General features: G+C 55.3%; 24 protein-coding genes. 11 read left to right on the top strand and 13 right to left on the bottom strand.

The window, feature by feature from the left end:
* Window positions 1-51: 51 nt before the first annotated feature.
* The 5 genes from HEP89_RS06895 to HEP89_RS06875 form a co-directional block, all read right to left on the bottom strand.
* Entirely contained in the window at window positions 52-945 is an 894-nt protein-coding gene (locus HEP89_RS06895; RefSeq protein WP_022999239.1) for an MBL fold metallo-hydrolase, read from the bottom strand.
* Between the two features lie 36 nt (window positions 946-981).
* The gene (locus HEP89_RS06890; RefSeq protein WP_168691618.1) at window positions 982-1,416 is read right to left on the bottom strand and encodes a DUF6691 family protein; all 435 of its coding nucleotides are present in this window, start codon (window positions 1,414-1,416) and stop codon (window positions 982-984) included.
* 4 nt (window positions 1,417-1,420) lie between these two features.
* Entirely contained in the window at window positions 1,421-1,849 is a 429-nt protein-coding gene (locus HEP89_RS06885; protein WP_197923157.1) for a YeeE/YedE family protein, read from the bottom strand.
* A 329-nt stretch (window positions 1,850-2,178) separates the two neighbouring features.
* Window positions 2,179-4,254, bottom strand: a complete 2,076-nt coding sequence (locus HEP89_RS06880) for a bifunctional DedA family/phosphatase PAP2 family protein (RefSeq protein ID WP_168691617.1) — start codon at window positions 4,252-4,254, stop codon at window positions 2,179-2,181.
* 37 nt (window positions 4,255-4,291) lie between these two features.
* A complete protein-coding gene (locus tag HEP89_RS06875; protein WP_139314197.1) occupies window positions 4,292-4,477 on the bottom strand; it encodes a hypothetical protein in 186 nt (61 codons plus the stop codon).
* Here HEP89_RS06875 and pap point away from each other — a divergent pair.
* Complete coding sequence (pap, locus tag HEP89_RS06870) at window positions 4,476-5,942, top strand: polyphosphate:AMP phosphotransferase (protein ID WP_062491077.1); 1,467 nt, start codon at window positions 4,476-4,478, stop codon at window positions 5,940-5,942. The genes HEP89_RS06875 and pap overlap by 2 nt on opposite strands.
* Window positions 5,943-6,198: 256 nt before the next feature.
* On the opposite strand, the gene HEP89_RS06865 is transcribed toward pap, so the two are convergent.
* The gene (locus HEP89_RS06865) at window positions 6,199-7,377 is read right to left on the bottom strand and encodes an aminotransferase class V-fold PLP-dependent enzyme (RefSeq protein WP_062492040.1); all 1,179 of its coding nucleotides are present in this window, start codon (window positions 7,375-7,377) and stop codon (window positions 6,199-6,201) included.
* 388 nt (window positions 7,378-7,765) lie between these two features.
* On the opposite strand from HEP89_RS06865, the gene HEP89_RS06860 reads away from it, so the two are divergent.
* A complete protein-coding gene (locus HEP89_RS06860; protein WP_022999233.1) occupies window positions 7,766-8,854 on the top strand; it encodes an N-formylglutamate amidohydrolase in 1,089 nt (362 codons plus the stop codon).
* An 11-nt stretch (window positions 8,855-8,865) separates the two neighbouring features.
* Here HEP89_RS06860 and HEP89_RS06855 read toward each other — a convergent pair whose 3' ends face one another.
* Both HEP89_RS06855 and HEP89_RS06850 read right to left on the bottom strand, forming a co-directional pair.
* The gene (locus HEP89_RS06855; RefSeq protein ID WP_062491073.1) at window positions 8,866-10,047 is read right to left on the bottom strand and encodes an FAD-binding oxidoreductase; all 1,182 of its coding nucleotides are present in this window, start codon (window positions 10,045-10,047) and stop codon (window positions 8,866-8,868) included.
* A gap of 121 nt (window positions 10,048-10,168) precedes the next feature.
* A complete protein-coding gene (locus HEP89_RS06850) occupies window positions 10,169-11,386 on the bottom strand; it encodes an acyl-CoA dehydrogenase (protein ID WP_062491071.1) in 1,218 nt (405 codons plus the stop codon).
* A gap of 157 nt (window positions 11,387-11,543) precedes the next feature.
* Between HEP89_RS06850 and gcvA the strand changes: the two genes are divergently transcribed.
* The 3 genes from gcvA to HEP89_RS06835 all read left to right on the top strand — a co-directional run bounded on the left by gcvA (window position 11,544) and on the right by HEP89_RS06835 (window position 14,475).
* The gene (gene gcvA / locus HEP89_RS06845; RefSeq protein ID WP_022999230.1) at window positions 11,544-12,467 is read left to right on the top strand and encodes a transcriptional regulator GcvA; all 924 of its coding nucleotides are present in this window, start codon (window positions 11,544-11,546) and stop codon (window positions 12,465-12,467) included.
* Window positions 12,468-12,734: 267 nt separating this feature from the next.
* Complete coding sequence (gene yegS, locus HEP89_RS06840; RefSeq protein ID WP_062491068.1) at window positions 12,735-13,643, top strand: lipid kinase YegS; 909 nt, start codon at window positions 12,735-12,737, stop codon at window positions 13,641-13,643.
* Between the two features lie 97 nt (window positions 13,644-13,740).
* Window positions 13,741-14,475: a hypothetical protein gene (locus HEP89_RS06835; protein ID WP_062491066.1), complete on the top strand. Its 735-nt coding sequence runs from the start codon at window positions 13,741-13,743 to the stop codon at window positions 14,473-14,475.
* A 39-nt stretch (window positions 14,476-14,514) separates the two neighbouring features.
* Here HEP89_RS06835 and HEP89_RS06830 read toward each other — a convergent pair whose 3' ends face one another.
* Window positions 14,515-15,258, bottom strand: a complete 744-nt coding sequence (locus HEP89_RS06830) for a hypothetical protein (RefSeq protein WP_168691616.1) — start codon at window positions 15,256-15,258, stop codon at window positions 14,515-14,517.
* A 396-nt stretch (window positions 15,259-15,654) separates the two neighbouring features.
* Here HEP89_RS06830 and gmd point away from each other — a divergent pair, with 396 nt between their 5' ends.
* The 4 genes from gmd (at window position 15,655) to HEP89_RS06810 (ending at window position 19,975) form a co-directional block, all read left to right on the top strand.
* Window positions 15,655-16,695 carry a GDP-mannose 4,6-dehydratase gene (gmd, locus tag HEP89_RS06825; RefSeq protein WP_168691615.1) on the top strand — a complete coding sequence of 347 codons (1,041 nt, stop codon included), beginning with the start codon at window positions 15,655-15,657 and terminating at the stop codon, window positions 16,693-16,695.
* Between the two features lie 29 nt (window positions 16,696-16,724).
* A complete protein-coding gene (locus tag HEP89_RS06820; protein ID WP_168691614.1) occupies window positions 16,725-17,648 on the top strand; it encodes a GDP-L-fucose synthase in 924 nt (307 codons plus the stop codon).
* 1 nt (window position 17,649) lies between these two features.
* Window positions 17,650-18,828, top strand: coding sequence for a DegT/DnrJ/EryC1/StrS family aminotransferase (locus HEP89_RS06815; RefSeq protein ID WP_168691613.1), 1,179 nt, complete (start codon window positions 17,650-17,652; stop codon window positions 18,826-18,828).
* A gap of 148 nt (window positions 18,829-18,976) precedes the next feature.
* Window positions 18,977-19,975 carry a glycosyltransferase family 10 gene (locus HEP89_RS06810; protein ID WP_168691612.1) on the top strand — a complete coding sequence of 333 codons (999 nt, stop codon included), beginning with the start codon at window positions 18,977-18,979 and terminating at the stop codon, window positions 19,973-19,975.
* 35 nt (window positions 19,976-20,010) lie between these two features.
* On the opposite strand, the gene HEP89_RS06805 is transcribed toward HEP89_RS06810, so the two are convergent.
* Complete coding sequence (locus tag HEP89_RS06805; protein WP_168691611.1) at window positions 20,011-20,691, bottom strand: FkbM family methyltransferase; 681 nt, start codon at window positions 20,689-20,691, stop codon at window positions 20,011-20,013.
* A gap of 310 nt (window positions 20,692-21,001) precedes the next feature.
* Here HEP89_RS06805 and HEP89_RS06800 point away from each other — a divergent pair, with 310 nt between their 5' ends.
* On the top strand, window positions 21,002-21,763 hold the full coding sequence (locus tag HEP89_RS06800; RefSeq protein ID WP_168686585.1) for a glycosyltransferase family 25 protein: 762 nt from the start codon (window positions 21,002-21,004) through the stop codon (window positions 21,761-21,763).
* A 9-nt stretch (window positions 21,764-21,772) separates the two neighbouring features.
* Window positions 21,773-22,669, top strand: a complete 897-nt coding sequence (locus HEP89_RS06795; protein ID WP_324252106.1) for an alpha-1,2-fucosyltransferase — start codon at window positions 21,773-21,775, stop codon at window positions 22,667-22,669.
* Window positions 22,670-22,717: 48 nt separating this feature from the next.
* Here HEP89_RS06795 and HEP89_RS06790 read toward each other — a convergent pair whose 3' ends face one another.
* Genes HEP89_RS06790 through HEP89_RS06780 form a run of 3 tightly spaced genes read right to left on the bottom strand, consistent with a single transcriptional unit; the run spans window position 22,718 to window position 25,572 of the window.
* On the bottom strand, window positions 22,718-23,536 hold the full coding sequence (locus tag HEP89_RS06790) for an FkbM family methyltransferase (protein ID WP_168691610.1): 819 nt from the start codon (window positions 23,534-23,536) through the stop codon (window positions 22,718-22,720).
* Window positions 23,537-23,573: 37 nt separating this feature from the next.
* Window positions 23,574-24,635: a glycosyltransferase gene (locus tag HEP89_RS06785; RefSeq protein ID WP_168691609.1), complete on the bottom strand. Its 1,062-nt coding sequence runs from the start codon at window positions 24,633-24,635 to the stop codon at window positions 23,574-23,576.
* Window positions 24,625-25,572 carry a glycosyltransferase gene (locus HEP89_RS06780; RefSeq protein ID WP_168691608.1) on the bottom strand — a complete coding sequence of 316 codons (948 nt, stop codon included), beginning with the start codon at window positions 25,570-25,572 and terminating at the stop codon, window positions 24,625-24,627. Before HEP89_RS06780 ends, HEP89_RS06785 begins: the two co-directional genes overlap by 11 nt.
* Between the last annotated feature and the right edge of the window lie 182 nt (window positions 25,573-25,754).

Genomic DNA, 25,754 nt, shown 5'->3' with positions numbered 1-25,754 from the left:
GGATCAGCCGCCTGCTTCGGTTCTGCTAGAGGGGCCGGTCATTGGCCTCGATCAGAGGCCGTTGACCGGCACCTTCAGGAAGGTCTTGCCGCTTTCATCTGCGGGCGGCAGCTTGCCGGCGCGCATATTCACCTGCAGCGAGGGGATGATCAGCTTTGGCATGTCGAGCTGGGCATCGCGTTCCGTGCGGAACTTGACGAATTCTTCTTTCGTCTTGCCGCCACCGACGTGGATGTTGTGTTCCTTCTCGGCACCCACCGTGGTCTCCCACTGGATGTCGCGGCCGTTCGGGCCATAGTCGTGGCACATGAACAGGCGCATGTCGTCCGGCAGGGCCAGTACCTTCTGGATGCTGTCGTAAAGCGTTGCCGCATCACCGCCCGGGAAATCGGCACGGGCCGAGCCACCATCCGGCATGAACAGCGTATCACCGACAAAGGCGGCATCGCCCATCACATGCACCATGCACGCCGGAGTGTGGCCGGGCGTATACATGGCAAAGGCGGTCAGCTCGCCGATCTGATAGACGTCCCCGTCACGGAACAGGCGGTCGAACTGGCTGCCGTCGCGCTGGAATTCCGTGCCTTCGTTGAACACCTTGCCGAAGGTTTCCTGGACGACGGTGATCTTGTCGCCGATGCCCAGCTTGCCGCCCAGTTTCTGCTGGATATACGGCGCTGCCGACAGGTGATCGGCATGAACATGTGTCTCGATCAGCCATTCCAGCTTGAGATCCTTCTCGCGGATATAGGCGATGATCTGATCTGCATGGTCATAGGTGATGCGGCCGGCGGCGTAGTCGATATCCATCACGCTGTCGACAACGGCACAGGCGTTGGAAGCCGGGTCCTTGACCACGTAGCTGATCGTGTTGGTGGCCGGATCGAAAAAGGGTGTGACGTCAGGTTTGACACCCATGTCGACCGGATAGTTTGAGTTGCTCATAACAATCTCCCGTTTGTTTTTGCCGGCCGAGCCGGGTCAGGCTTTTGCGGGTTGCTGGCGATGGCCGAGGACGATCATCCATCTTGCGGTCAAGATGCCGGCAACGATAGCACCGGCGGTCAGCAGAGGCTCCATGCCCAGACCCAGCACCGGAACGAGACCACCCGGACAGAAACCGCTCAGGCCCCAGCCGATGCCGAAAACCGCTGAGCCGCCGATCAGTTTGGCGTCGAGATCGGTTCTCGAAGGCAGGTTGAAGCCCTGTGCCAGCAGCGGCGTGTTCATCCGGAAGACCAGACGATAGCCGATGGCCGTGACAAGAAGCGCACCACCCATCACGAAGGCAAGGCTCGGGTCCCAGGTGCCGGCCACATCGAAGAAGTTCAGGACCTTGGCAGGGTCGCCCATGCCCGAGATCAGGATGCCGCAGCCGAAGAGGAGGCCAATGGCAAAAGCGGAAAGAAGTTTCATGCCGTTATCCTCCAAAGACGTGGCGGGTCAGGTAGACGGTCACACCTGCAGTTGCCATGAACGTGACGGTTGCCACGATGGACCGTGCCGACAGGCGCGAGATGCCGCAGACACCATGGCCGCTCGTGCAGCCGGAACCATAGGTCGTGCCGATACCGGTCAGAAAACCGCCGATCACCAGCAGAAGCGGGGAGGACGGCACGGTGATTTCCGGCAGCTGCCCGGTTACACCAAGCATGATCAGCGGGCTGGCGACCATGCCGGCCAGAAAGGCGGCGCGCCAGGCCCAGTCCTGGTTGAACTGCGTGGTCAGAAAGCCGCTGGCAATGCCGTTGATGCCGGCAATGCGCCCGAGCACGGCCATCAGGGCAACCGTGGCAACGCCGATCAGCGTTCCACCCAGGAAACTCATAAGGGGTGTAAAGTCAGTCATGATGTGCCCTTGATTACGATATATTCAAATATATGAATATACGAAAAAAGTATCAAGGGGTAATTTTCGATCGCGCTTCCGGGAACGGGGAGCTGACACGCGAAAAACAAACTCGGCCATTGGTGCCTAACCTGCTGGAATAACGGCATCTTTTGGCGTGAAGCGAAGCCTGGATCCGAATAGGTCTCACAAGAGAATGACGGCCCATTAGGACATTTTTGGGACCGCGTTGTGTGGAGGCTCAACAGATCAACCGTCTCTAAACCAGCGCAAGGGGCTGGTCCGGAACGTGTTGCAGGCACCAGACCCGAACTGCTGCGATGGCGAGATTACTGAGCCTGCGGTGCAGCCACGGGCGTATCTTTTGCAGGTACCCCGGACGCAGCCGGAGGTACCGGACCATAGCTGAAGCCAAGCACGACTTCCGTGCCGTCCGCTCGCTTTCGCGTTATCGCGCCAGGCAGCAGATGGGCCGGATTGTCGGTCGGGTCCGGAGTTTCGATATCCGTTTTTGGACCGGAGAACTCGCCCATCGGGCGCAGGATATCCTCATGTACCACGCTGCCGAGGTACAGCGGATGCAGGCTGCCCGCTTGCAGGATGGCATAGCGGCTCGGCCAGAGCCGCAGCACCCAGCGTCCGCTTTTGTCTGCGTTGGCGGAATGATCCTTGCGGATGAGAACGAGAGACGGTTGGCGACCGTTCTGGCTTCGGGGCAGGATCGGCAGCGAATCCGGCGGTGTCTTGCCTTCCACGAACCCGCCTGCACTCGAGAGGGACCATTTCGGCGGTTTCTGCCAGCCATCGGCTTCTGCAGCCTGGGCAAATCGGTCCAGGGACCCGGTATATTGGATCACCAGCGGTTCCTCGGTATCGCCATTCAGTTCGATCCGCTCAGCAGGCAATGCCCGCCAACCGCCTGCAAGCCAGCCCGTTGCTGTCAGCGCTTCGGTGTTGGTACGCGGCTCATAGATCTGAAGTGCCTTGTCATAGGTACCTGAAAGGTGCCAGGTGCCGAAGATGCCGAGTGTAGCAACGACAATGACGGCAAGTGTCGTCCGGCCGATCTTCTCGTTGTGGATCGGGCCGAACACGAAGGCGAAGGCGGAAACCATACCAATGCCGAACAACAGTCCGGCCAGGACGTCCGACATCCAGTGGGCGCCAAGGTAGACACGCGAAAAGCCGATGGTAATGACCAGTGTCGCGGTGATGGTGAAAATGCTGGCCTTGGCCCAACGGCTGAGATCGTGGGCGATCAACACGGCGCAAATGCCGTAGAGCACCGCGTTCAGCGTCGCATGGCCACTGGGGAAACTGTAGGCGTCGGCCCCCGCATAAAGTTCGATCGGCCGCGAGCGATGCAGCATCAGCTTGAACAGGGGTACGAACATAGCGGTGCCGGCCATCGCGATGACGAAGCCGATGCCGCGTCGCCAGGCTTTCCTCAGGAACAGATAGGCGGCAACCGCAACTGTGACGGCGGTAACGACGATCCCGTCGCCGAGCGATGTCACGAACACCATGATCCGGTCGCCGACCGGCGTGCGCAGGCTGTCGAACAGGTTCAGGATGGCAAGGTCGGCCCGCACCATCGGTTCGCCGGGGGCGATTTCTCCGACGATCCAGAAGAAGGCCGGCAAGGAAATCAGCAGGATCAGCGCGGAGGCCAGCATGCCTGCCGAGCGTGGATGCGCGGGGTCAAAATTGCGCGCGATCCATTGGGATACCCGGTCCTGACGCCTGGCGAAGCGTTTGACGATGGCCGCATGGGTGTTGGGAAACAGCGGCAGGACTATCAGGATAAGCCAGCGGCCGAGCATCACCGCCAGGAAGACGATGACCAGGAGAGCGCCGAGCACCAGGGCCAGCCGTCCGCTGATCTGGCCGATGGCATCAAGTGCGGAACCTGCAATGATACCGGGGGCGATATGCACGATTGTCCAGGCGAAGGCGGAGGTGACGTTGACCACCGAAAAGCGGGTGAAATTCATGCCGGCCATGCCGGCGATGCCTGGAACCACCGATTTTACACCAGGCACGAAGCGGCCGATAAAGACGCTCTTGCCGCCGTGTTTCTTGAAGAAATTCTCGCCGCTTTCCACAATGTCCGCATATTTGTTCAGCGGCCACATGGTCTTGATCTTGTCCTTGAAGGTGTAGCCGATCCAGTAGGAGATCGCATCGCCTGCGGTCGCTCCCAGGGTTGTCCAGATGAACAGCGGCACGGGATCCAGCTTGCCGAGCCCGACAAGCGTTCCGGCGCCCACCAGCACCACCGTCGTCGGCACGAAAAGGCCGATCAGGAACAGCGCTTCGCCCATGGCGGCCAGAAAACAGATCAGACCTGCCAGAGACGGGTTTTCCGCGATGAAGGTCAGAACAGGATCAAGAAATTCGGTCACGGGGTCGGTCGTGTTGGTCGAGAAAAGTGAAAAACTGTCAAATGCCGGGTGCCTTCAAAGACGTGAAGCAAACGGTTACCGCTTCATATAGTTGCGCCTTCTTCCATCCGATAGCGAAAAATTGAAATCTCCTGCCATTCGGGAACATTGAAGCAAGAGATGGTTTTTTAAGTGCGGGTGTTTCAAGATGCAGCCAGTGCGTCTTTTCTTTTGAGGTCTTCATGTTTGAATCCGCCCGCCTGCCGCAGAACATGGACAAGAAAACCTTCAAGAAACTGGAGCCTCAGTTGCGCGAGGCGCTGCTGGCAGCCCAGCTACCTGTTGTCGAGAAACAGCCGTTCTCGACGATGATCCTGGTTGATGGCCTGGATGGCGCGGGCAAGGGCGAAGCGGTTGCCCGGCTCTATGGCTGGATGGATGCGCGCCATCTAGTCTGCAACGCCTATGGCGAATTGATGGACGAGGCCCGGCTGCGTCCGCCGCTGTGGCGCTACTGGCGCGATCTGCCGCCCAAGGGCGAGACGGCCATCGTGTTCGGGAGCTGGTATCAGACTGTTCTGCGGGACTGGATCTACAAGAAGATCGACGAGGACGCCTTCGACAAGGCCCTGACCCGGATCCGCCGGTTTGAGGAAATGCTCGCCAACGAGGATGTGCTGATCCTGAAATTCTGGTTCTACCTGCCCAAGAAGGAACAGGAAGAACGGCTGAAGCACATCGAGAAAAAACATGCCGCGCGCCATGTGCTGGCCGACTGGGCAGCGTTGAAGCACCACAAGAAGGCGAGTGAGGCCGGCGAAAAGATCATTCTGGAAACCAGCAAGGGCTACGCACCCTGGTTTGTCATCCCCTCGCAGGATCCCGAGTACCGCGATGCCGCGCTGGCACAAACGGTTGCCAATGCCATGAAGCTGAAGCTGGAGGACGGTGAACCGCATTCGATTGCCGCACCGCCCGTGGTCGGCGGGCTGAAGCGCGAAACGGCGGTCGATACCATCGACCTGACGGAAAAGCTGGAGAAGTCGGAATACGAAGAGCTTCGCGACAAGTACCAGAAGCAACTGTCCGATCTGTCGGACATGAAGTCCCTGTCCAAGACGGGTGTTGTTCTGGTGTTTCAGGGCAATGATGCCGCCGGCAAGGGCGGTGCGATCCGCAGGGTGATCCGTCCGCTCGATCCGCGCATCTACAAGGTTCACCCGATCTCGGCACCGACCGACGAGGAAAAGGCCCGCCCTTACCTGTGGCGCTTCTGGCGGCGCGTGCCGGCCAAGGGACATTTCGCCATCTTCGACCGGTCCTGGTACGAACGCGTGCTGGTGGAGCGTGTCGAAGGCTACGCCGGACACGACGACTGGCTGCGCGCCTACAACGAAATCAACGAGTTCGAGCAGGAACTCACGGACTTTGGCTACATTGTCTGCAAATTCTGGCTTGCCATTTCCGAGGACGAGCAGCTGCGCAGGTTCAAGGCGCGCGAGGACACGGCCTACAAGCAGCACAAGATCACGGATGACGACTGGCGCAATCGCCTGAAATGGGACCAATACGCCATCGCCGCCGGCGACATGATCGATCGCACATCAACCCACTACGCCCCCTGGACGCTGGTCTCCTCCGAAGACAAGCGCCATGCCCGGATCAAGGTTCTGAAAACGATCTGCGACCGGCTGGAGGAAAGGCTTTGAGAAGAAAAAGACTTCAAAACGACCCTCATCCTGAGGAGGACCGGTCTGGTCCGTCTCGAAGGATGGGCCGCTTGTACCGGACTATGCCGCCCATCCTTCGAGACAGCGCTGCGCGCTTCCTCAGGATGAGGACCGTCTTGCTGAAGGGGCTGGTGAAAATGCTGCTCAGCAAGCATCGCCAGGCATTTGAACCCGTGTGGAAGGCGGTCGATCGCGCTCAAAATTCAGACACTTTCCAGGACGCGTCCCACCGTTCTCACAGAGCGCCCGCCAGGTAATCCATCGCCGCCTGCACTCCGCCCCGCCCATGGGGAATGCCCAGTTTCTGGAAGCCGAGTTCGATGGCTGACAACGTGCCGAGCAGCATGACGGCGTTGACGTGGCCCATGTGGGCAATGCGGATGCCTTTGCCGGACAATTCGCCGATCGTTCCACCGATGGTGACGCCGCAAACTTCCTTGGTAAAGGTCCTTAGCGCCGCCACGTCGCCTTCGTTGAACCGCACAACGGTGACGGAGTTCGAGCGGGCATGCGCGTCGGTGATGTTGAAGTCGACCGCGCCCTTTTCCGCCCAGACCGCAACGGCCCGCCGGGTTGCCTCGCCCAGAAGGGCATGCCTGTGCCAGGTCTTCTCCAGCCCTTCCTCGAAAATGAGATCGAGAGCCTTGTGAAAGGCAAACAGAAGGTGCTCGGGCGGCGTTCCGCAGTATTTCTGGTAGTGCTCCGGCCCTTGCCGGAAAGTCCAGTCGGTGTAGTTGGTCCGCAGCTCCGCCGTTTCATGTGCCTTGTCGGCTTTCGGGCCGGCGGCAACAAAGGAGAGGCCTGGCGGGCACATCAGACCCTTCTGCGATCCCGTCAGCGCCACATCGACACCCCAGGCGTCCATCTCGAACGGCATGCAGCCTAGCGAGGCAATGGTGTCGACCATGAACAGGGCAGGGTGTGAAGCTGCGTCGATCGCCTTGCGCAAGGCGGCAATATCATTCCAGACCCCGGAGGCCGTATCGACCTGAACCACCAGGATAGCCTTGATCTCGTGGGCGGTATCCTGTTTCAGCCGTTCCTGCAGGTGGGCAGGGTCGACCCCCTTGTCCCAGGCACCGGGCAGAACCTCTATATCGAGGTCCAGCACGTTGGCAGCTTCTCCCCAGCCAAGGGCAAAGCGGCCGGACTCCAGCACGAGCACCTTGTCGCCACGCTTCAGCGTGTTGCACAGGGCGGCATCCCAGGCTCCATGACCGTTGGCTGCGTAGATGTAGGTCTTGCCTTCGGTCCGGAACAGACGCTGCAAACCGTGCAGGCAGAACCCGGTTGTTTCCAGCAAAGGGCCTTCATAAATGTCTACCGCAGGCCGGTGCATGGCCCGCAGGATTTCCTCCGGCACATTGGTCGGTCCTGGAATCATCAGAAATTCTTTGCCATTGCGAAGCGTCATGGCCGGGTCCTCGTTTGAAGGCAGATCCTGAACGGAAGGGGATGGGACGGCCTTGGCCGCCGAAAGATGTGTTGCTGTGAAAATTGCCCGCCTGCAGGCATCCGTCAAGACGCCAGTTGGTCAGCTCGCCGGATTAACATGCGCGATACGATGGTTTGTGCGACCGCGAAATAGTGTGGGAAAGAGAGCTTCGGACCGGAAACGGCTTTCACCCAGAAGCGGTGCAGGCAATAAGGGTTGGCAAGCTGCTGGAAACAATGATCTATTCGACCATGCTTTGTTGCGGGTGTGGTTACGTGTCTTCTGGTTGTAAAGAAAATGTCTTGTTTCCGTTAAGTAAGTTCTCCAAGTTAGAGGCCGTTTGGTCTCGTCGTTTAGGCGTTGCAGCATGATCCTGGTTGAAGAAGGACAAAGCCCGCTGATTGTCTGCCTGCCCCATTCGGGCACGGAGATCCCGAACGCTGTCGAAAAAAGGCTGAATGCCACGGGCCGTCTTCAGGCCGATCTCGCCTGGCGCCTGGAACGCGTGTTCGACTTTCACGGAGAGTTGAGCGCGACAGTGCTGCGCTCCACCATTTCCCGCTACGTTGTCGATCTGGACCGCGATCCCAAGACACCTGTCAGCGCTGCGCAGGATCCGACGCGCGCCTTGTGTCCCGCCACCACGCTGGATGGCAAGCGCATCTATCAGGAAGGCGAAGAGCCTGGCCCGACCGAGATCGAACAACGCACGCTGCTTTTCTATACGCCCTTCCACAAGGCCCTGCGCCGCCAGATCGACCGGCTTTTGCGAAGTCATCGCAAGGTGATCGTGCTGGATTGCCAGTCCATGCGTTCGAACATCAAGGGCGTTACCGAAAATGGACTGCCGCTGGTCAGTATCGGCACGGCGGGCGGAAAGTCGTGTGATCCGGACCTGCGCAATGTGCTGGTCGGCTCGTTCAAGGGGCGGGAAGGGTATACGGTCAGCGTCGATGAGCAGACCCAGGGTGGTTTCATCACCCATACGTTCGGTCGACCGGACCGCGGCCTGCATGCGATGACGTTGCTACTGGCACAACGCTCTTACCTGCGCCATGAGTCACCGCCTTTCGAGCCGGACAAGGTGCGAATGGCCCGTCTGACGGCCGTCCTGCAGGATGCAATGACGCGGCTGGTGGACTGGACGTCGGTGGGCGGTGCTTCATCTGGTCAGAACCAGATTGAAAGCCTGCCCTTGCCGGTGGAAGAGCCTCTGGTGGAGACGACGGACGCTGAAGACAGCGGCAGCAACGCTGGCCCGGTTACCGACAATGCCGAAGCGTTGACGGAAGGCGCGGCAGAAATCCCGGACGATATTTCGGCAGAAACGCCTGACGCGGCACTGGAAAAGGCGGAGATCAGCCCCGCCAATCCATTGACCCTGCCCAAGGTATCCAGCGCCCAGACGAGCAAGGTCGAGGACGGACCCGTCACGCCCTTGCTGGTGGCCGAGTAAGCTTCAGACGGTCAGACCACGTTCTTTTCGATAATCGGTGTTCCGGCAGCCAGCCGGTCGAACGCCAGCGGTGAGAGATCCAGCGTCTGATAGCCGCCTGTCACGACCAGTTCCGCAAGGCCGCGCCCAACCGCGGGTGACTGCTGCAGACCATGTCCTGAAAACCCGAGTGCCAGATAGAACCCGTCCAGCCCCTGCACTGCGCCGACAAAGGCGTTGTGGTCGAAGAGGTTCATGTCATAGCAGCCGGCCCAGGCAGCCCCCGGCCGGATTGCCTCGAAAGCGGGAACGCGCGTTGCCAGTGTCGGCCAGATATGTTCTTCGAAAAGGCCATAATCGACGTCGAAATCGTGGCAGTCCGGATCGCGATCTTCAGGCGGCGCCGAACCGCAGATGTAGCCGGTGCCTTCCGGGCGCGCATAGGTGCCGTTCGGATCGATCAGCAGCGGAAAACGCTCCAGCTTGTCCTTGCATTCAAAGGTAAAGACGCAGCGCTTTTTGGAAACGATCGGAACGTCCATTCCGGCCTGACGGCAAAGCTCGGCCCCGCCGGAAGCTCCGGCGCAATTGACGACGACAGGTGTCGACAGTCTCTCGCCCGTCGATAGCTCAACGCTCCAGCCGCCATTGCCGTCGGATGCCACCCTGGCCTTTGCGGCAATGTAGTCGACATCCAGCGACCGGGCCTTCTTGCGGAAGGCCTGCATCAGGCCATAGCCGTCGAACCAGCCTTCGCCTGTAACGCCATGGCAGCCTGCGGCGAGGTCGGAAACCTCCAGCCAGGGGAACTTTGCCTTGAGACCGTCCGGGTCAAGAAAGGCGATATCCGCGCCGAGCTGCTGCTGCAGGCGGTGATTTTCCTGAAGGATATTGAGCTTGTCGGGCGTTGCCAGGAACAGGTAGCCACCCTCGTGAAGATCGATAGCGGGCCTGTCGCCGTTCACGTTGAGCGCTGCTCCGATCTCCCGCAGAAAGCGGATGCCGTAAAGCGAAATCTCGATGTTGATGGCGCTGGAGAACTGCTGGCGAATGGACGCTGCCGACCGCGCGGAAGCGCAGGTTTCATAGGCGGGATCCGCCTCTATAACGACGATGCGTCCGGAAAAATCGTCGCGCATGGCCAGGTGGCAGGCGACGGACGAGCCCATGACGGCTCCCCCGATGATGACGACATCCGCAGTCTGGTCCGCCATGGAGCCTCCTCAAGCGCTGTCAGGAAAAACAACGGGCCTGCTGACGCAAACCCTTTTCAAGAGAACCGAACGAGAGACGGGCGGCTTGGCCGCCCGCATCAAATGTCATGACTTCAGGGTCTTAGAAGAACGCCTGCAGGCCGGTCTGTGCGCGGCCGAGGATCAGCGCATGAATGTCATGCGTGCCTTCGTAGGTGTTGACCGTTTCCAGGTTCTGGGCGTGGCGCATGATGTGGTATTCTTCCTGGATGCCGTTGCCGCCGTGCATGTCACGAGACTGGCGGGCGATATCCAGGGCCTTGCCGCAGTTGTTGCGCTTGATCAGCGAGATCATTTCCGGCGCCACCTTGCCAGCGTCGAACAGCTGGCCGACACGCAGCGCTGCCTGCAGGCCGAGCGTGATTTCGGTCTGCATGTCCGCCAGCTTCTTCTGGAAGAGCTGGGTCTGTGCCAGCGGGCGGCCGAACTGTTCGCGGTCGAGGCCATATTGACGGGCGCGGGTCCAGCAGTCTTCTGCAGCGCCCATTGCGCCCCAGGCAATGCCGTAGCGTGCGCGGTTGAGGCAGCCGAACGGGCCTTTCAGGCCGGAAACATTCGGCAACAGGGCATCTTCACCCACTTCCACACCGTCCATGACGATTTCACCGGTGATGGACGCGCGCAGGGAAAGCTTGCCGCCGACCTTCGGTGCGGTAAGGCCCTTCATGCCCTTGTCGAGCACGAAGCCGCGGATGGCACCATCATGAGCTTCCGACTTCGCCCAGACGACGAAGACATCTGCGATCGGAGCGTTCGAGATCCACATCTTCGAGCCGGTCAGCTTGTAGCCGCCGTCGATTTTTTCCGCGCGGGTGCGCATGCCAGCCGGATCGGAACCTGCATCGGGCTCGGTGAGGCCGAAGCAGCCGACAAATTCGCCGCTTGCCAGTTTCGGAAGGTATTTCTGGCGCTGTTCTTCCGAGCCATACGCATAGATCGGGTACATGACCAGCGAGGACTGCACGCTCATCATGGAGCGATAGCCGCTGTCGACACGCTCGATCTCGCGGGCAACGACGCCGTAAGCGACATAGGATGCACCGGCGCAGCCGTATTCTTCCGGCAGGGTGACGCCCAGAAGGCCGAGTTCACCCATTTCGTTGAAAATGCCCCGGTCGGTCTTTTCCTCGCGGTAGGCTTCGATTACGCGCGGCAGCAGCTTTTCCTGGGCAAATGCGCGAGCCGTATCCTGGATCAGCTGTTCGTCTTCCTTCAGCTGTTCGCGCAGGTGAAACGGGTCCTGCCAGTCGAAGGAGCCGCCACCGGCCGGTGAGGACTTAACATTCGCGGGTGCGTTCATGGTCGTGTCTCCCAGGCCGTGATCCGGCCAATGATGTGCGGCCGCTTGACGGCCAGGGTCATTCTATTTCCTCTAGTCTTGCCTCAAATCCGTTTGCGTAAAAGCGAAACCTCGTCCATCATTCATGACGAAATGGAATGAAGTAGGGGAATTTGCCATGCGGCGCGCCTTCGTCCCGCCGGCAGACACGCTGATCGCGTTCGAATGTGCCGCCCGGCATCTGAGCTTTACCCGCGCCGCGGAGGAACTGCACCTGACGCAGGGCGCAGTGTCCAAGCAGGTTCGCCAGCTGGAAGACAGGCTGGGCGTCGAGCTGTTTCGGCGGGTTCGCCAGCGCATTGTCCTGACCGACGCGGGCCGGATCTACCTTCACGATATCCGAGGGGCGCTGGAACAGATGACCGCGGCCACGCGGCAGGTGATGTCCTACGCCGGCAGTGCGGACGTCCTCAACCTTGCGGTTCTGCCGACCTTTGGCACCCGCTGGCTGGCGCCGCGGATTGCCGATTTCGGGCGCCGGTATCCGGACGCTGGGCTGAACCTGAGTGTACGCCTGCAGCCGTTCGATTTCGACGAGGAGCCGTTTGACGGCGCCATTCACCACGGCGACCCGGTCTGGGCGGGGGCGATCGCCGAGCGGCTGTTCGACGAGGAAGTCATCCCCGTTGCCTCACGCGTCTTTCGCGATCGGCACCAGATCCGCACACCTGCCGATCTTGCCCGCGTGCCGCGCCTGCAGCTTGCAACACGCCCGCTTGCCTGGCGGCAGTGGTTTGATCTTGCAGGCGTGGAAACAGATGCCGCCTTCCAAGGCGCGCGTTTCGAACAGTTCGTCATGATCTCCGAGGCTGCGATCCACCACGCCGGGGCCGCGCTGATCCCGCGTTTTTTCGTCGAGGCGGAACTGGCCTCAGGACGTCTCGTCCGGCTTTTCGACCTCTCCCTGTCACAACAGACGGCGTATTATTTCGTCTATCCGGAGGGGCGGACGATGCGGCCGGTGGTATCTGCATTCCGAAAATGGCTGATGGAGGAAGCGCGCACCGCACGGACGCGCCGGGAAACAATGCTGCCGGGCTGAAGCAGGCGTCAAGACAGGGCGCTCCGCACGACGGTTCCCCTGGACCTGACTTTTAAGCCATCGGCAGAAATTGAAACCGGCGGGCACATGACCCACTTTTCAGCGGAACGATTGCACCTTACCGGCGTTTTGCTCACAGGCACCAATCGGAGAGACCCGTCCCGCTTTCAAACTGCCGTATTCCCGCCCCGGGTTATGATCTGCTGCCATGCCTGATGGCAATTTTCCCTGCTCGTGTAAGAAAGAAGCAGGGACAAGGAGACGTAATTGGAAAAGCATCATCTGCGCCTGATCCTCAATGGCAAGTCCGCCGGCCGCGACGATGTCCGCAGTGCGGTAGAGGCCGTACGGTCCATGGGCCACGATGTCTCCGTCCGCGTGACCTATGAGGCCGGCGATGTCGAGAGACTGGTTCGCGATGCCCTGCGCGATCACGAGAGCGAGCGGATCGACACGCTTGTCAGCGGCGGAGGCGATGGCACCTTGAACGAGGTTCTGGATGCGGCCCTGCATGGTTTGCCCGAAGGGGAAAAGCCTCCTTTTTCATTTGCGGTTCTGCCTCTTGGAACGGCAAATGATTTTGCCAATCACATTGGCCTTGACCCGGCGGACATCACCTCCTGCCTGCGGTTTGCCGTGCGCGCTTCCGCCAAACCGACCGACATTGGCGAGGTCAACGGCTGTGTGTTCGTCAACATGGCAACTGGCGGCTTCGGTTCACAGGTGACATCACAGACCGACCCGAACCTGAAGCGTGTTCTTGGCGGGGCTGCCTATCTCTTCACAGGTCTGCAGCGGTTTTCGGAACTTTCGGCCTGCGAAGCCCGTATCGAGGCGGATGATTTCTCCTGGGAGGGCTCGTTCCTGGCGCTCGCCGTGGGCAATGGCCGCCGCGCAGGTGGCGGCATTCGGCTATGCCCCGATGCCAAGCTCGATGACGGCTTCCTCGATCTGACCATCGTTCCCTTCCCGCAGTCGGGCAAGGTCATCGATCTTTTGTCGGTGCTGCTGGACAGCGGCGTTGACGACATCAACGGCGGCCCGATCCAGCGCAAGGTGCGCAATCTGAAAATCGAGACCCAGCAGCCCGTGCAGTTCAATCTGGACGGCGAGCCGATGAATGGACAGTCCTGGCAGATTGGGATAAGGCACCACCAGATCGACCTCAGGCGCTGACGGTCGCCGCGCCCGGCAGCAGGCAGAAACGACGTCTTTCCGTCAGGCATGCAAGGTGCGGGAAGGCGCAGGGCACGGCTTTCAAGAGACGGACAGCATGGACGAATACCAGCTCAAGAATTTCCTCAAGTTCGCGCCTGCCAGGCTGGGGCTGGTGCCGAAGAAACACCTGCTCGTCCACATTCCCAAGAACGGCGGCATGTCGGTGCGCCATGCCAAGGCGCTGGAAGGCAATCTGGTTCTTGCCAACCGGCGCCGCCTGAAAAGCAAGGCTTATGCAAACGCGCTGATGACCTTCATGAGGGATCGCGGGCTTCATCCAGGCTACGAACATGCCCGGCTGCGGGATATCGACCTTTCGGTGCGTGCCGGCACGGTGCCTTTTGCGGTTGTTCGCAACCCCTGGGCACGGACTTTTTCCAGATTCAAGTTCTACCTACAGACAAGCGGATCCCACGAGGCGGAATTCGATCTGACGGTGAAGGGGTTCGAGGAATTTTTGGAGACGCGCCACGAGTGGGGCAAGGTTGATTTCTTCTGGCACCGCGCCTCGCTCGGCTGGTACCCGCAAAGCGACTATGTGATCGACGAGAGGGGGCAGGTGGCGGTCAATATCCTGCGTCAGGAAAAACTGGGTCCGGAACTGGCAAGATATCTTGGGGCAGATGACACGCTCGAACAGCGCAATATCTCCCGCAATGCCCGTGCCGACCAGCGAAAATTCTACACCGACAGGAATATCGAGATCGTCGCCGACTGGTACAAAACCGAAATCGAACTGTTCGGCTTCGATTTCGATACGCCAGCAACACGGAACGTCTTTTTCAGCTGACCTTAGTGCGAGAGTATTTTGTGGGCTTGAAGATGCGCCTTACTCTGTCCGGCTCCAGACGCTGTTTCCATCGATAACTTCCTTGGTTATCCCAAGTGCATCGCGGTGTTCCCGGCCGATGTCGATCGCCACATAGTCTCGCCGCGCGCCGATGAACCTGTTCCTGAATTGTGCGGTAAAGGCATTCAGGTCTGGGTTCATGTAGTTCAGTTGTTTTTCCGGATCGAGTGTCTCATCCATCAGCTCGGCACATCTTGCGGCGAAATCGCTGCGCAGGAAGGAGGGGCTGGTTCCGAAGATCGGCCGCTTCTTGTTGAGACCCTTGCCAAGATCCATTCCGAGGAATGTCCTGCGGCCGGGTTCATAATGATAGAAGGACCGATAGCCCCAGTTCTTTTCCCGGGTCAACAGGCTGATCTGGCGAACGTCGCGTGTAATTGCCTTATTGACTTCTTCTGGGCGGACCTCCCGGTTCAGCACCCAGTCGTCTTCCAGGTGGAAGCACCAGTCCGCAGCCGGCTGTCGCCAGAGCCAGCGGATTGCTTTTGTAAAGTGAGGCTTGTCAGGCTTGCGGGTGACGACATTGGCGAAATGCTGTTTGCAGATCTCCTCGCAGGCATCAACCTCCACAGGTCCGCCTTCAAAGGGATCGATGTTGACGTAAAGCGTTCCGATCTCGAAATGCCTGAACAACCGCTGTGAAAAGCTTGCCAGAGTTTTCTCCAACAGCGCAGGCCTTGCCCCCGAAACGAGGAGTACGTCGATTTTCACTGCGTCTGTCATCAAACCTATCTGCAAATGAAGCCGGAAGTGACCACCATTAATCCACCCGTGCTTGAAATCGCCTGAATTCGCCTGGCGGTTCGTTGCCGTCGCGGTTATGCCAAGCCATCAGCTCGAACGCCAGTGATCTTTGACCTGCGCGCTGCTATATCATTATGACTTTTGCTGTTGCCAGTGCATGTTCAACGCACTCGGAGGTCAGGGTTCTCTTTCATTTGATTTTAGAACCGACTATAACGCCCGGATTATTCGGCGCACATTGGGGCGGTCAGACCACTGCGATTGCCCCACCGATTGAGTCCACTGAGAAAACACTTGCGCCCTACAAATGAAACGCATATCCGCATTGCTTCACGGGGAAGCTTTCACGAAGTTAGATTGAGACAAAAGAGTCCGATGCAAAAAACAGCTTTGATCACCGGGATCACTGGCCAGGACGGCGCCTACCTCGCAGAACTGCTGCTTGAGAAAGGCTATACGGTTCACGGTATCAAGAGACGGTCATCGTCGTTCAACACAGGACGGATCGATCATCTCTATCAGGACCCGCACGACCGTGATGTGCAGCTGCACTTGCACTATGGCGACATGACGGATTCCACCAACCTGATCCGTATCATGCAGGAAACGCAGCCGGACGAGGTCTATAACCTGGCAGCGCAGAGCCATGTTCAGGTATCCTTTGAAACCCCGGAATACACGGGAAACGCGGACGCTCTCGGTACCCTGCGCCTGCTTGAGGCCATCCGGCTTCTCGGGTTGAGCGAGAAAACGCGCTTCTACCAGGCATCCACGTCTGAGCTCTACGGCAAGGTACAGGAAGTTCCGCAGTCGGAAACCACACCCTTCTATCCAAGAAGCCCCTATGCCGCGGCAAAGCTTTACGCCTATTGGATCGTCGTCAACTACCGTGAAGCCTACGGCATGCACGCCAGCAACGGCATCCTTTTCAACCACGAAAGCCCGATCCGCGGCGAAACCTTTGTGACCCGCAAGATCACCCGCGCCGCCGCCGCGATCAAACTGGGCCTTCAGGACAAGCTCTACCTTGGTAACCTGGACGCCGAACGTGACTGGGGGCATGCAAAAGACTACGTCCGCGGCATGTGGCTGATGCTGCAGCAGGACAAGGCGGATGATTATGTTCTGGCGACGGGGAAGACTACCTCGGTGCGTGATTTTGTTAATTGGTCATTCTCTGAAGTAGATATCGCGTTAGATTGGCAAGGTTCCGGGGTAGATGAAAAAGGGATCGATGCGGCAACCGGAAAGGTTGTTGTTGAGATCGACCCTCGGTACTTCCGTCCGACCGAAGTCGATCTACTGCTTGGTGATGCCACGAAAGCATTCGAAAGACTGGGCTGGAAGCATGATCGAAGTGTTCGCGATCTCATTTCGGAGATGGTTACAAGCGATCTGCGGGAAATGAAGCCTTAGCCTTAAATGCTTCAGGGATTCGGACTATAATGCCAAGAGTTTTGCTGACCGGCGGTTCCGGTATGGTTGGGAAGAATTTGCTCGCGCATGAGCGCCCCGACAACCTTGAATTTATTGCTCCCGACAGCTCGAAACTCAATCTTCTGAATTTCGACCAAACCGAAGCTTTTCTGAAGCGAGAGAAGCCGGACATCATTGTGCACGCCGCCGGCGTCGTTGGCGGGATTCAAGCCAATATCGCGAACCCAGTACGCTTTTTGACCGACAATTGGAATATGGGTAGCAACTTGATAACGGCTGCACGGTCTGCAGGGGTTCCTCAACTCCTGAATATCGGCAGTTCTTGTATGTATCCCAAGGATCAGGACACGCCCCTCAAAGAAGCTCAGGTTCTCAGCGCCTCATTGGAACCCACCAATGAGGGCTACGCTCTTGCCAAGTGTGCCGTTGCAAGGCTTTGCGAATATATCGTTCGTGAAACGCCAGAGTTTCAATATAAAACAATAATTCCATGCAACTTGTATGGACGCTTCGATAAATTTGATCCTGCTGTCTCCCATTTGGTTCCTGCTGTCATACGCAAAATTCATCAGGCAACACTTGCCAAAAACAAAACGGTTGAGATCTGGGGAACAGGAGAGGCGCGCAGAGAATTCATGTTTGCAGAGGACTTGGCGGACGCAATCGTTTTCTTCTTGGGTAAGTTTGAGAAGCTGCCAGCGATAGCAAATGTTGGTGTTGGAAAAGACTTCACCATTAATGAATACTACGAAATAGCATCTAATGTTATAGGCTATTCCGGCAAATTTACGCATGATCTGACCAAGCCGGTAGGCATGAAGCGAAAATTGCTAGATGTCAGCCTGCAGTCCGAAATGGGCTGGAAGCCCAAGACGAGCCTGAATGACGGTATTTGCCAGGCCTACGAATATTTCCTGTCCCTTGGAGAATGAAATGAATTACCCACTTGCAAGTACAACTTGGGACGAGCGTGAATATGAGGCGCTTCAGCGAGTAATTGAGTCCGGCATTTTCACAATGGGGAAGAAAGTCGCTGAGTTTGAACAGGAATTTGCAAGATTTGTAGGCAGCAATCATGCAGTCATGGTCAATTCCGGCTCTTCTGCAAATTTGCTCATGGTTGCGGCGTTGCGATATAGGTCGAACGCACCCATTCTGCCGGGCACGGAAGTAATTGTCCCCGCAGTGTCCTGGAGTACCACCTATTATCCCCTTTATCAGTATGGACTGAAACTTAGGTTCGTTGACGTCGATGCCGAAACTCTGAATTACGACCTGGAACAGTTGGAAGAGGCAATCACGCCCGCAACTAAAGTTATCATGGTTGTAAATCTACTCGGAAATCCCAATGACTTCGCAGCTATAAACAAAATTGTCGAAGGCAGGGACATCTTGCTACTAGAAGACAACTGCGAGTCTTTAGGTGCACTTTTTGACGGTAAACAAGCTGGTACGTTCGGACTCATGGGAAGTTACAGTTCGTTCTTCAGCCATCACATCTCCACAATGGAAGGTGGCTTGATCACTACCGACGACGAAGAATTATATCATATTCTTCTTTGCCTTCGTGCACACGGTTGGACGCGTAACTTACCAAAAGAAAATCATGTCGCCCCAATGAGCGATAATCCTTTCGAGGAATCGTTCCGGTTCATTTTACCTGGTTACAATGTACGCCCTTTGGAGATGAGTGGCGCAATAGGGCTCGAACAACTCAAGAAGCTTCCAGATATGGTGCTTGAGCGTCGGAGAAATGCTGAAAAGTTTCGTGATTTGATGAAAAAATACCCATCCCTGAGAATTCAACGGGAAATTGGCCAGAGCAGCTGGTTTGGGTTCGCATTCACCGTCAAATCAGACATGGGCTATGATAGAGGGCAGATCATTGCTGCAATGAACAAGTCAGGTATCGAAGTACGCCCTATCGTCGCTGGCAATTTTACAAAAAACCAAACGATGAAGTGGTTTGACTATTCAATTCATGGCGAGCTCAAAAATGCAAATGATCTTGACCAAAATGGTTTCTTCATTGGGAATCATCACTTCTCGCTATCGGATGAATTTGAAGTCTTGGATCGGGTTCTAACTGCGGTTGTTAACGGTCAAATTTAGTTTATTCTTGCAGAGAGTTGTAATTTGCAATTCAAGAAATGAGATTTGGTTCTCTAGATATGTTTGAGAATCGTAATTTTAAACAGCTAATCGAAGTGTCCGCGAATTATCGTAGCGGTTTTGTCCTCAAACCTTTGCGGAGATATTGTTGATAAAAGCAGCTTTTGTGTCTTCGTCGGAAAATTGGGTTTGGACGCGTCAATTTCCCAATCTAGAACCAATCTGGAACAATGTTTATTTTGATTTTTCCAATAATTTGGAAAATTGTGATATACTTTTTGTGTTTGATGCATTGCCAACAAAATATTGTGGTAAAATTAAAGCTCGAAAATGCGTGTTTATAGCGTCAGAACCTCAGAACGTGAAAGTATATTCTTCGAAGTTCTTGAGGCAATTTGATCTCATCGTGACGACTGACAAGACTAGCCAACACCCAAATGCTATCTATCAGCAGCCTGGATTGCCTTGGCATGCTGGTGTTTGGAGCGAATTCAACCGATTAAGTAATGTTCCACTTACCTTCGATTTTTTCAGTGACTACCAACCTAAGAAATCTAAATTGATCTCTGTAATTTCGTCAGATAAGGCCTTTACGGAGGAACATAGAGCGAGATTGCGCTTTGTGGACGCTCTTAAGTCTCATTTCGGAGATAGAATTGACTATTTTGGCCGGAACATTTGTTCGTTTACAGATAAAATGGAAGCTCTTTCACAGTATAAATATCATATCTCATTAGAAAATTGCGCAATCTTAGATTATTGGACCGAAAAACTCTCAGACCCTTTCTTAACTCTGACATACCCAATATATCACGGTTGTCCAAACGTAGATGACTACTTCCCAGAAGGCGCACTATCAAAAATCGACATTCGAGATACGGAAGAATCTATTTCGAAAATAGAGCATATTATTAACTCGAGTTTAGCCGAAGAATCCGAAAGTCTATTGAAGGAAAGTAGGCGAAGAGTCTTGTTTGAACACAATTTGTTTTCTATTCTGGCCAAAATAGCCATCTCATTAAATCAAGATGAATCCGGAGGTTACAAAAAACTTGAGTCGGAAAAGTTTTTCATAAAGAATACCTCAACTCTCAGACGATATCGTAAACGCCTATCGCGTAGGATTGTAAATTTATTGGGCGAGTAGCCAAATGCTGTTTACAGAAAAACAGTTCGATTGGATCAGTTGGAATTTTTCTGCCAATTTTCCCAAACAAACTCATAGCACCATGTTCTATGATGTGTTTTCGAAAGTTTCTCTGTGAGCGTGTTCCGAAGTTCTTTTGCATTATCTACAAAGTCATGAAACTGTACTTGTATATTTTCGAATTTTTCAATCAATCCCGACGAAATCATGTGATCTAGGAGTTGATATTCAGAACCTTCTATATTTATCTTGATAAGATCGACATTCTTGATATGTAAAGAGTCGAAAACATCTGAAAATTTCTTAACAGTCACAGTTTCGATGCCATTCGTGTCAGATTTATGTAGTATGGATGAGCCATCACCTTCATTGGAGAGGGTAAATCGACCGTTCTCGTCAGATAGTCCAAAATTAAAACAATGTACTTTTGAGTTTTGAGTAAACCTTTTTTCACATTTCTCAAAAAACTCAACACTAGGCTCGAACAGATAAACGCAGCAACGATACCGAATGTTGATTTGGTTTGCAAAGTCACCTTGAAACCCTCCCAAATCAAATACGGTTGAATCCTCATTAAGTGGATATGATAATCTCAATGTCTCATCTCCCTTATCCCGAAACCACCGTTTTACTTCTGTAAGCGGCGCTTCATTCTTCGAGTTTTGAAGTGAAGATTGTTTACAGATAAGAAATAGACGTTTTGTCCAGCTTAGCATTGCGAAAAATCTTCCTAGCGTTGAGCTTAATGTTATTATCGGAGGATAATTGCACACAACTAAAGCCTGAAGCAATTGCCTAGAATAGGCCTTTGTGCGACTGCAAATTTTATACATAACCAAGAAATATGATCAACTATCCATTATACGCCGCGTTAAAATGGCCTTTTCAACAAATGTTTCGAATACGAGCGCTATTTGGTGACATCCGTATTTCAGTGTAACCTTAATGTGAAGAAAGTGGTATGTATGAGCCGTTGTCGACAGGTATTAGTTGGTAGCAATTAACGAAATGGCACGGTCGCATCGAATGAAACAGCTCAAAACAATAGACACCTATGTTGTAAACTTGGAGCGATCAGAAAAACGTAGATCTGAAATGTCTACGAAACTTGATGCATTGAACATTCCCTATGAGTTTTTTGATGCGGTTGATGGTCGAATCGAAAATCACCCCCTGTTTGTAAGATATAGTGAGCGTTCTGCGCTAAAGCATTATGGGTTCGAACTCGCGCCTGGGGAACTTGGTTGTTATGCCAGTCATTTCCTTCTTTGGCAGCTCTGCGTTGAAAAAGATAAGCCAATTCTGATTTTAGAAGATGACATTGAGTTCAACTTTAATTTCAATTCAGCATATGAGCTTGCTGTTCAAAAAGTTCACGAATACGGTCTCCTCCGTTTATCCGGACACAAAATCAGAAAATATGCGATCTGCGAGCAAATAAGAGAACTAAAAATCGTTCGTTTTAAGCGAGGTCCGCACGGGACATCGTCATATGCACTTTCACCTCTTGCAGCAAAGAAGCTGATTAGTAAGGCTGAAGTTTGGTACGAACCGGTTGATGTTCATTTGGATAGATTTTGGAGTCACGGCGTTGAGAGTTTCGGGATTCAACCCTTCCCTGTCTCGCACGTTGCTACTTCGGAGGCTGATTCCGAAATTTGGCAAGGAAAACGGCGCGGTAGTCGTCCAAAAGAATTCAAGAAAAATACTCGCTTCATTCGTTTGAATGACTCTTTGCGGCGATTTTTTGTAAACATTCCATATATAGGTCGTTGGAAACATAAATAGTTTTTCGAAATATCTGGAAAGAGACGTATCAGAGAAAGTATAAGTCAGTTGATTATTGTTCAAATAACTGGTGGGCTAGGCAATCAGATGTTTCAGTATGCTATGGGACGATCACTGTCTGAGCAGTCTAGCATGCCATTGAAATTGGATATTTCAAGTTACGAGAATTATAAACCTCATTCATTTTTACTTGATAGGTTAAACATAAAAGCTGAGATTGCTTCCAGAGAAGAAATTCATGAAGTAAAGAAGAAAAAGAGAGAATTTAAGTTTCCATTTACAAATCGCAGATCAATAAATTATGTGAAAGAAGAGGGGTTCACATTCAATCCCGAAGTGTTGAATTTGAAAACATCGACTTATTTTTCTGGATATTGGCAAAGTGAGAAATATTTTAAAAATATCGAAACCCATATCCGAAAGGAGTTTGTGCTTAAAAAAGAACTTGCTCAAAGCCGAGAGAAAATCCGTAAAGAAATACGGGCTTCCAGAAAACCTGTTTCTATTCACGTTAGACGGGGTGATTACGTTAGTAACGCGAAGGCAAACGCATTTCATGGAACGTGCGAACCTGAATGGTACGCAAAGGCAATACAAGAAATTAGAAAAAATTCAGCGGAGATTACACCAGTTGTTTTTTCCGATGACATTGATTGGGTTAAGAAAAATATTGAATTAGATTGCAATGTCATTTGGGTTGAGCCCAATGAAGACGGCCATGACTTCGAGGACATGTACCTAATGTCAGTCTGCCAAAACCATATTACTGCAAATAGTACATTCAGCTGGTGGGGCGCGTGGTTAAACCCTAATAAGGATAAGCGCGTAATTGTGCCTCACAAATGGTTTAATTCCCAATCGATGAAAACCATAGACTTGATCCCAACTGGCTGGGAACGCCTTTAGATCAGATGTCATCGCTAATGTATACTTCAATATCTGTTTATCTTATTGCTAGTGTCTCACAAACAACGCCGTCAATCTCTTCGTTGAAATCTTCTCAAACCTGAACCCCTGCTCGACCAGAAAATGGCACACGGCTGGCAGGGTGGGGTCTTTGGTGAGGCCGCGTTCGGGGCCGCAGTCGACGCAGATGTAGTGGACGCGGTCCAGGATCTTGTCGGCACCTTTCAGGATTTCCGGCTCGGCGCCTTCGCCTTCGATCTTCAAGAGTTTGATCGAGCGGATGTCGTTTTCTTCGCAGTAGTCGTTGAGAGTCGTCGTTTCCACCTCAACAACAGAGCCGTAGCCGGAAAATTCGATGAGGGAGGAATCGGCCGTGTCCGATTTCTCATAGAATTTGAGTGTCGTCTTTTCGTGCCACAGGGCGCGTTGTTCGACAGTGCCACCCGGGTTGTTGAGCTTGCAGCAGGCGGCCTCGTCCCGGCCGGGCTCGAAGGCGATATAGCGGACGGACTTGCCTTCAAGGCGCAATCCGAGGCCGATCTCGCCTATGTTCGCGCCGCAATCGATGACAACGTCGCCGTCTGAAATCATTGCCGGGTCGATGAAATAGTCGTCCAGAAGGCCCTTGGTTCTCGGCTGAACACCGTAACGGTAGAAGCCGACGCGTTCGCTGTGAAGAAAGGAGATCTCCTGGCCCTTATCGTCCCGAACGCGGAAGACCGGCTCATCTGAAACAACCTTGATGTTCCAGCGCTTCTTGCTCCGCAGCGCATTCGAGAACGTGACATACCAATTGAAAAGCTTTGCGAAGGTCTGCCGGTTCGGGTGACGGACGATGAAATTGTATAATCTTTTTTTCTTTTTCATGTTCGCGCCTGCGTGGGTTGCCTTGCGGTAATCGGTGTCAGCTCTCGAAAAGCAGCGTGGAATAGGTCTTGCAAATGGCGTCTTCGGAAAACTGGCCTTCAAGGCGGCGTTTGCCACCGTCAACCAATGCATTTTCCTGATCCGGCTTGCCGAGCAGCTGTTTGACCGACCCCACCAGCCCGTCGACATCCCCGCAGGGCGACAGCAGCCCGGTCTTGCCGTGGTCGATCAGCCAGCTTGGGCCGGGCGAGGCGGTTGCGACAACGGGCAGCCCGGCGGTCCAGCCTTCCAGGACAACGTTGCCGAGCGGTTCTTCGTCGGTCGGGCACAGCAGGATATCGGCAGCTTTCAGGAAAGGCGAGGGGTCGCGTTGCCAGCCGAGAAAGTGGGCGCGGTCCTGAACGCCGAGGTTTGATGCCAGGGCCTTCATGTCGGACATCAGCTCGCCGTCGCCGATCAGCCAGGCATGAACGGTCTCCGGCAGGCCGGCGACCGTTTGAATGGCAAGGTCGAAGCGCTTGCGTTCGACGAAGCGGCCAAGGTGGATCAGCACCGTGGCGTCTTCGGGCGTGTTGTAGTCTGCCCGGTCGACCGGCTTCAGATCCGCGGGCAACGGATCGACAAAGTTGCTGATCACATGGGCACGTTCCGCAGGCCAGCCCATTTCGATGGCCTGGCGGATGATCTCCGGCGTGTTGCCGATCAGGTCCTTGACATTGCCATAGGTGTGGAAGCCGTCCGGCCAGTCGCCAAGGCGCAAAAAGGTGCGCATGTTCGGGCCGGGTTTCGGCATCCATTTGCTGGCCGGGCTCATCCAGCCCATGGTGGAACGCGCGCCGAATGCCTTGATCTGGCGGGCAATGTCCCAGCGGATGACATGGCGTTTCAGGTGCGAGCGGCTGAAGGTCATCTCGCGCACATCGCAGTGTTCGGCAAGGTCGTCGCGCCAGGGCCGGTCCTTTCGGATGAAGGCGATCTGCTCCACGCCCCGCCGGGCAAGGGCGCCTGTCAGGCGCACGAAGAACCGTTCTGCCCCGCCATCAACGCCAAGATGAATATGGGCGAGTTTTTTCGGCTGCATCTGCGTGTCAGTGACCATCGATCACATCGTAGTAGTTATGCGCCCGGCCCAGAAGTCCGCGCAGGTTGCCGGAGCCTTTCATGAGACGGATCAGGCCATAGTAGAAGAGTTTCTCGCCGCGCTTTCTGGCGAAGGGTTTCAACACGAAACCGACGATTGTCGCCAGCAGGCCGAAGAACATGCGCCGCAGGCTTTTGGGAATGAAATGCAGGGCGGCCTTCAGCCGGCCTTCGCGCAGCACGATGTTGAACGCGCCGGAGGTTGCCGCCATGTGCATGCGGCTCAGCAGGCGGCCGGTGGTGACGCGCGAGGCCGGAATGTCCTCCTCGACAAAGGCATCATCCACCCAGATCATCTTTGCGCCCGCCGCGTGGGTGCGGCGGAAGAAGTCGATATCCTCGCTGCCGAAGGTCAGGCGTTCATCGAACCGCAGGCCAAGACCGTTCCGCGCGATGATACGGCCGCTCAGCAACACGTTGTTGGTCGGCGCTTCGGTGATGATCGAGCCGGTCGGCCGCGGCTTCAGGAGCTGCGATTTCCACCAGTGCGGGGCCGGCTTTTCATAAATCCGGCGCACGGGGCCGTTGGCGACTTCGGCTTTGAACTGCCTGCAGGCCGAAAGAAGTTTCTCGATCCAGTCCGGTTCGGCGCGCTCATCGTCGTCGATCAGCGCCACCCAGTCCGGGTCGTGTTCGAGCGCGGCTTCCAGGGCCGTGTTGCGGGCAAAGGGAATGCCCTTGCGCTTTTCGTGGTGGAAGAAAACCGGCAGGGACAGCCTTCCCTTCACGTCTTCAGCGGCGGCACCGGTGAAATGCGGCACGGGATCGTTTTCCACAACGACGATCGACATCTGCGTGTTTTCGGGCACGATCAGCTTGTCGAGGCTTTCCAGGCACGCCTGCAGCATTTTCGGCCGCTGCGCGGTGCAAACGGCAATGACCAGTTTCTGGGTCATGAAGGGGTCTCAACCATTCCTCTTGGGTTGGGCAGGGTTTGGCGCATGTGCCTGCCGCTGTCAAAGGGTTTCGGGAAAAGCCATCTAAGGAAATTGACCTTTCCAGCGCGTCAGCCGCGCGCTAGGCTTCCCCTTCAACCCTTTGAGGGACCGTATGAAGCGGCCGTGTTCTGGGAGGAAAC

It is taken from the genome of Labrenzia sp. 5N (assembly GCF_012395805.1).
GTDB classification, from domain to species: domain Bacteria; phylum Pseudomonadota; class Alphaproteobacteria; order Rhizobiales; family Stappiaceae; genus Roseibium; species Roseibium algicola.
The sequence above is the reverse complement of the archived record's forward strand: the minus strand, read 5'-3'. Positions and strand labels throughout refer to the sequence as shown.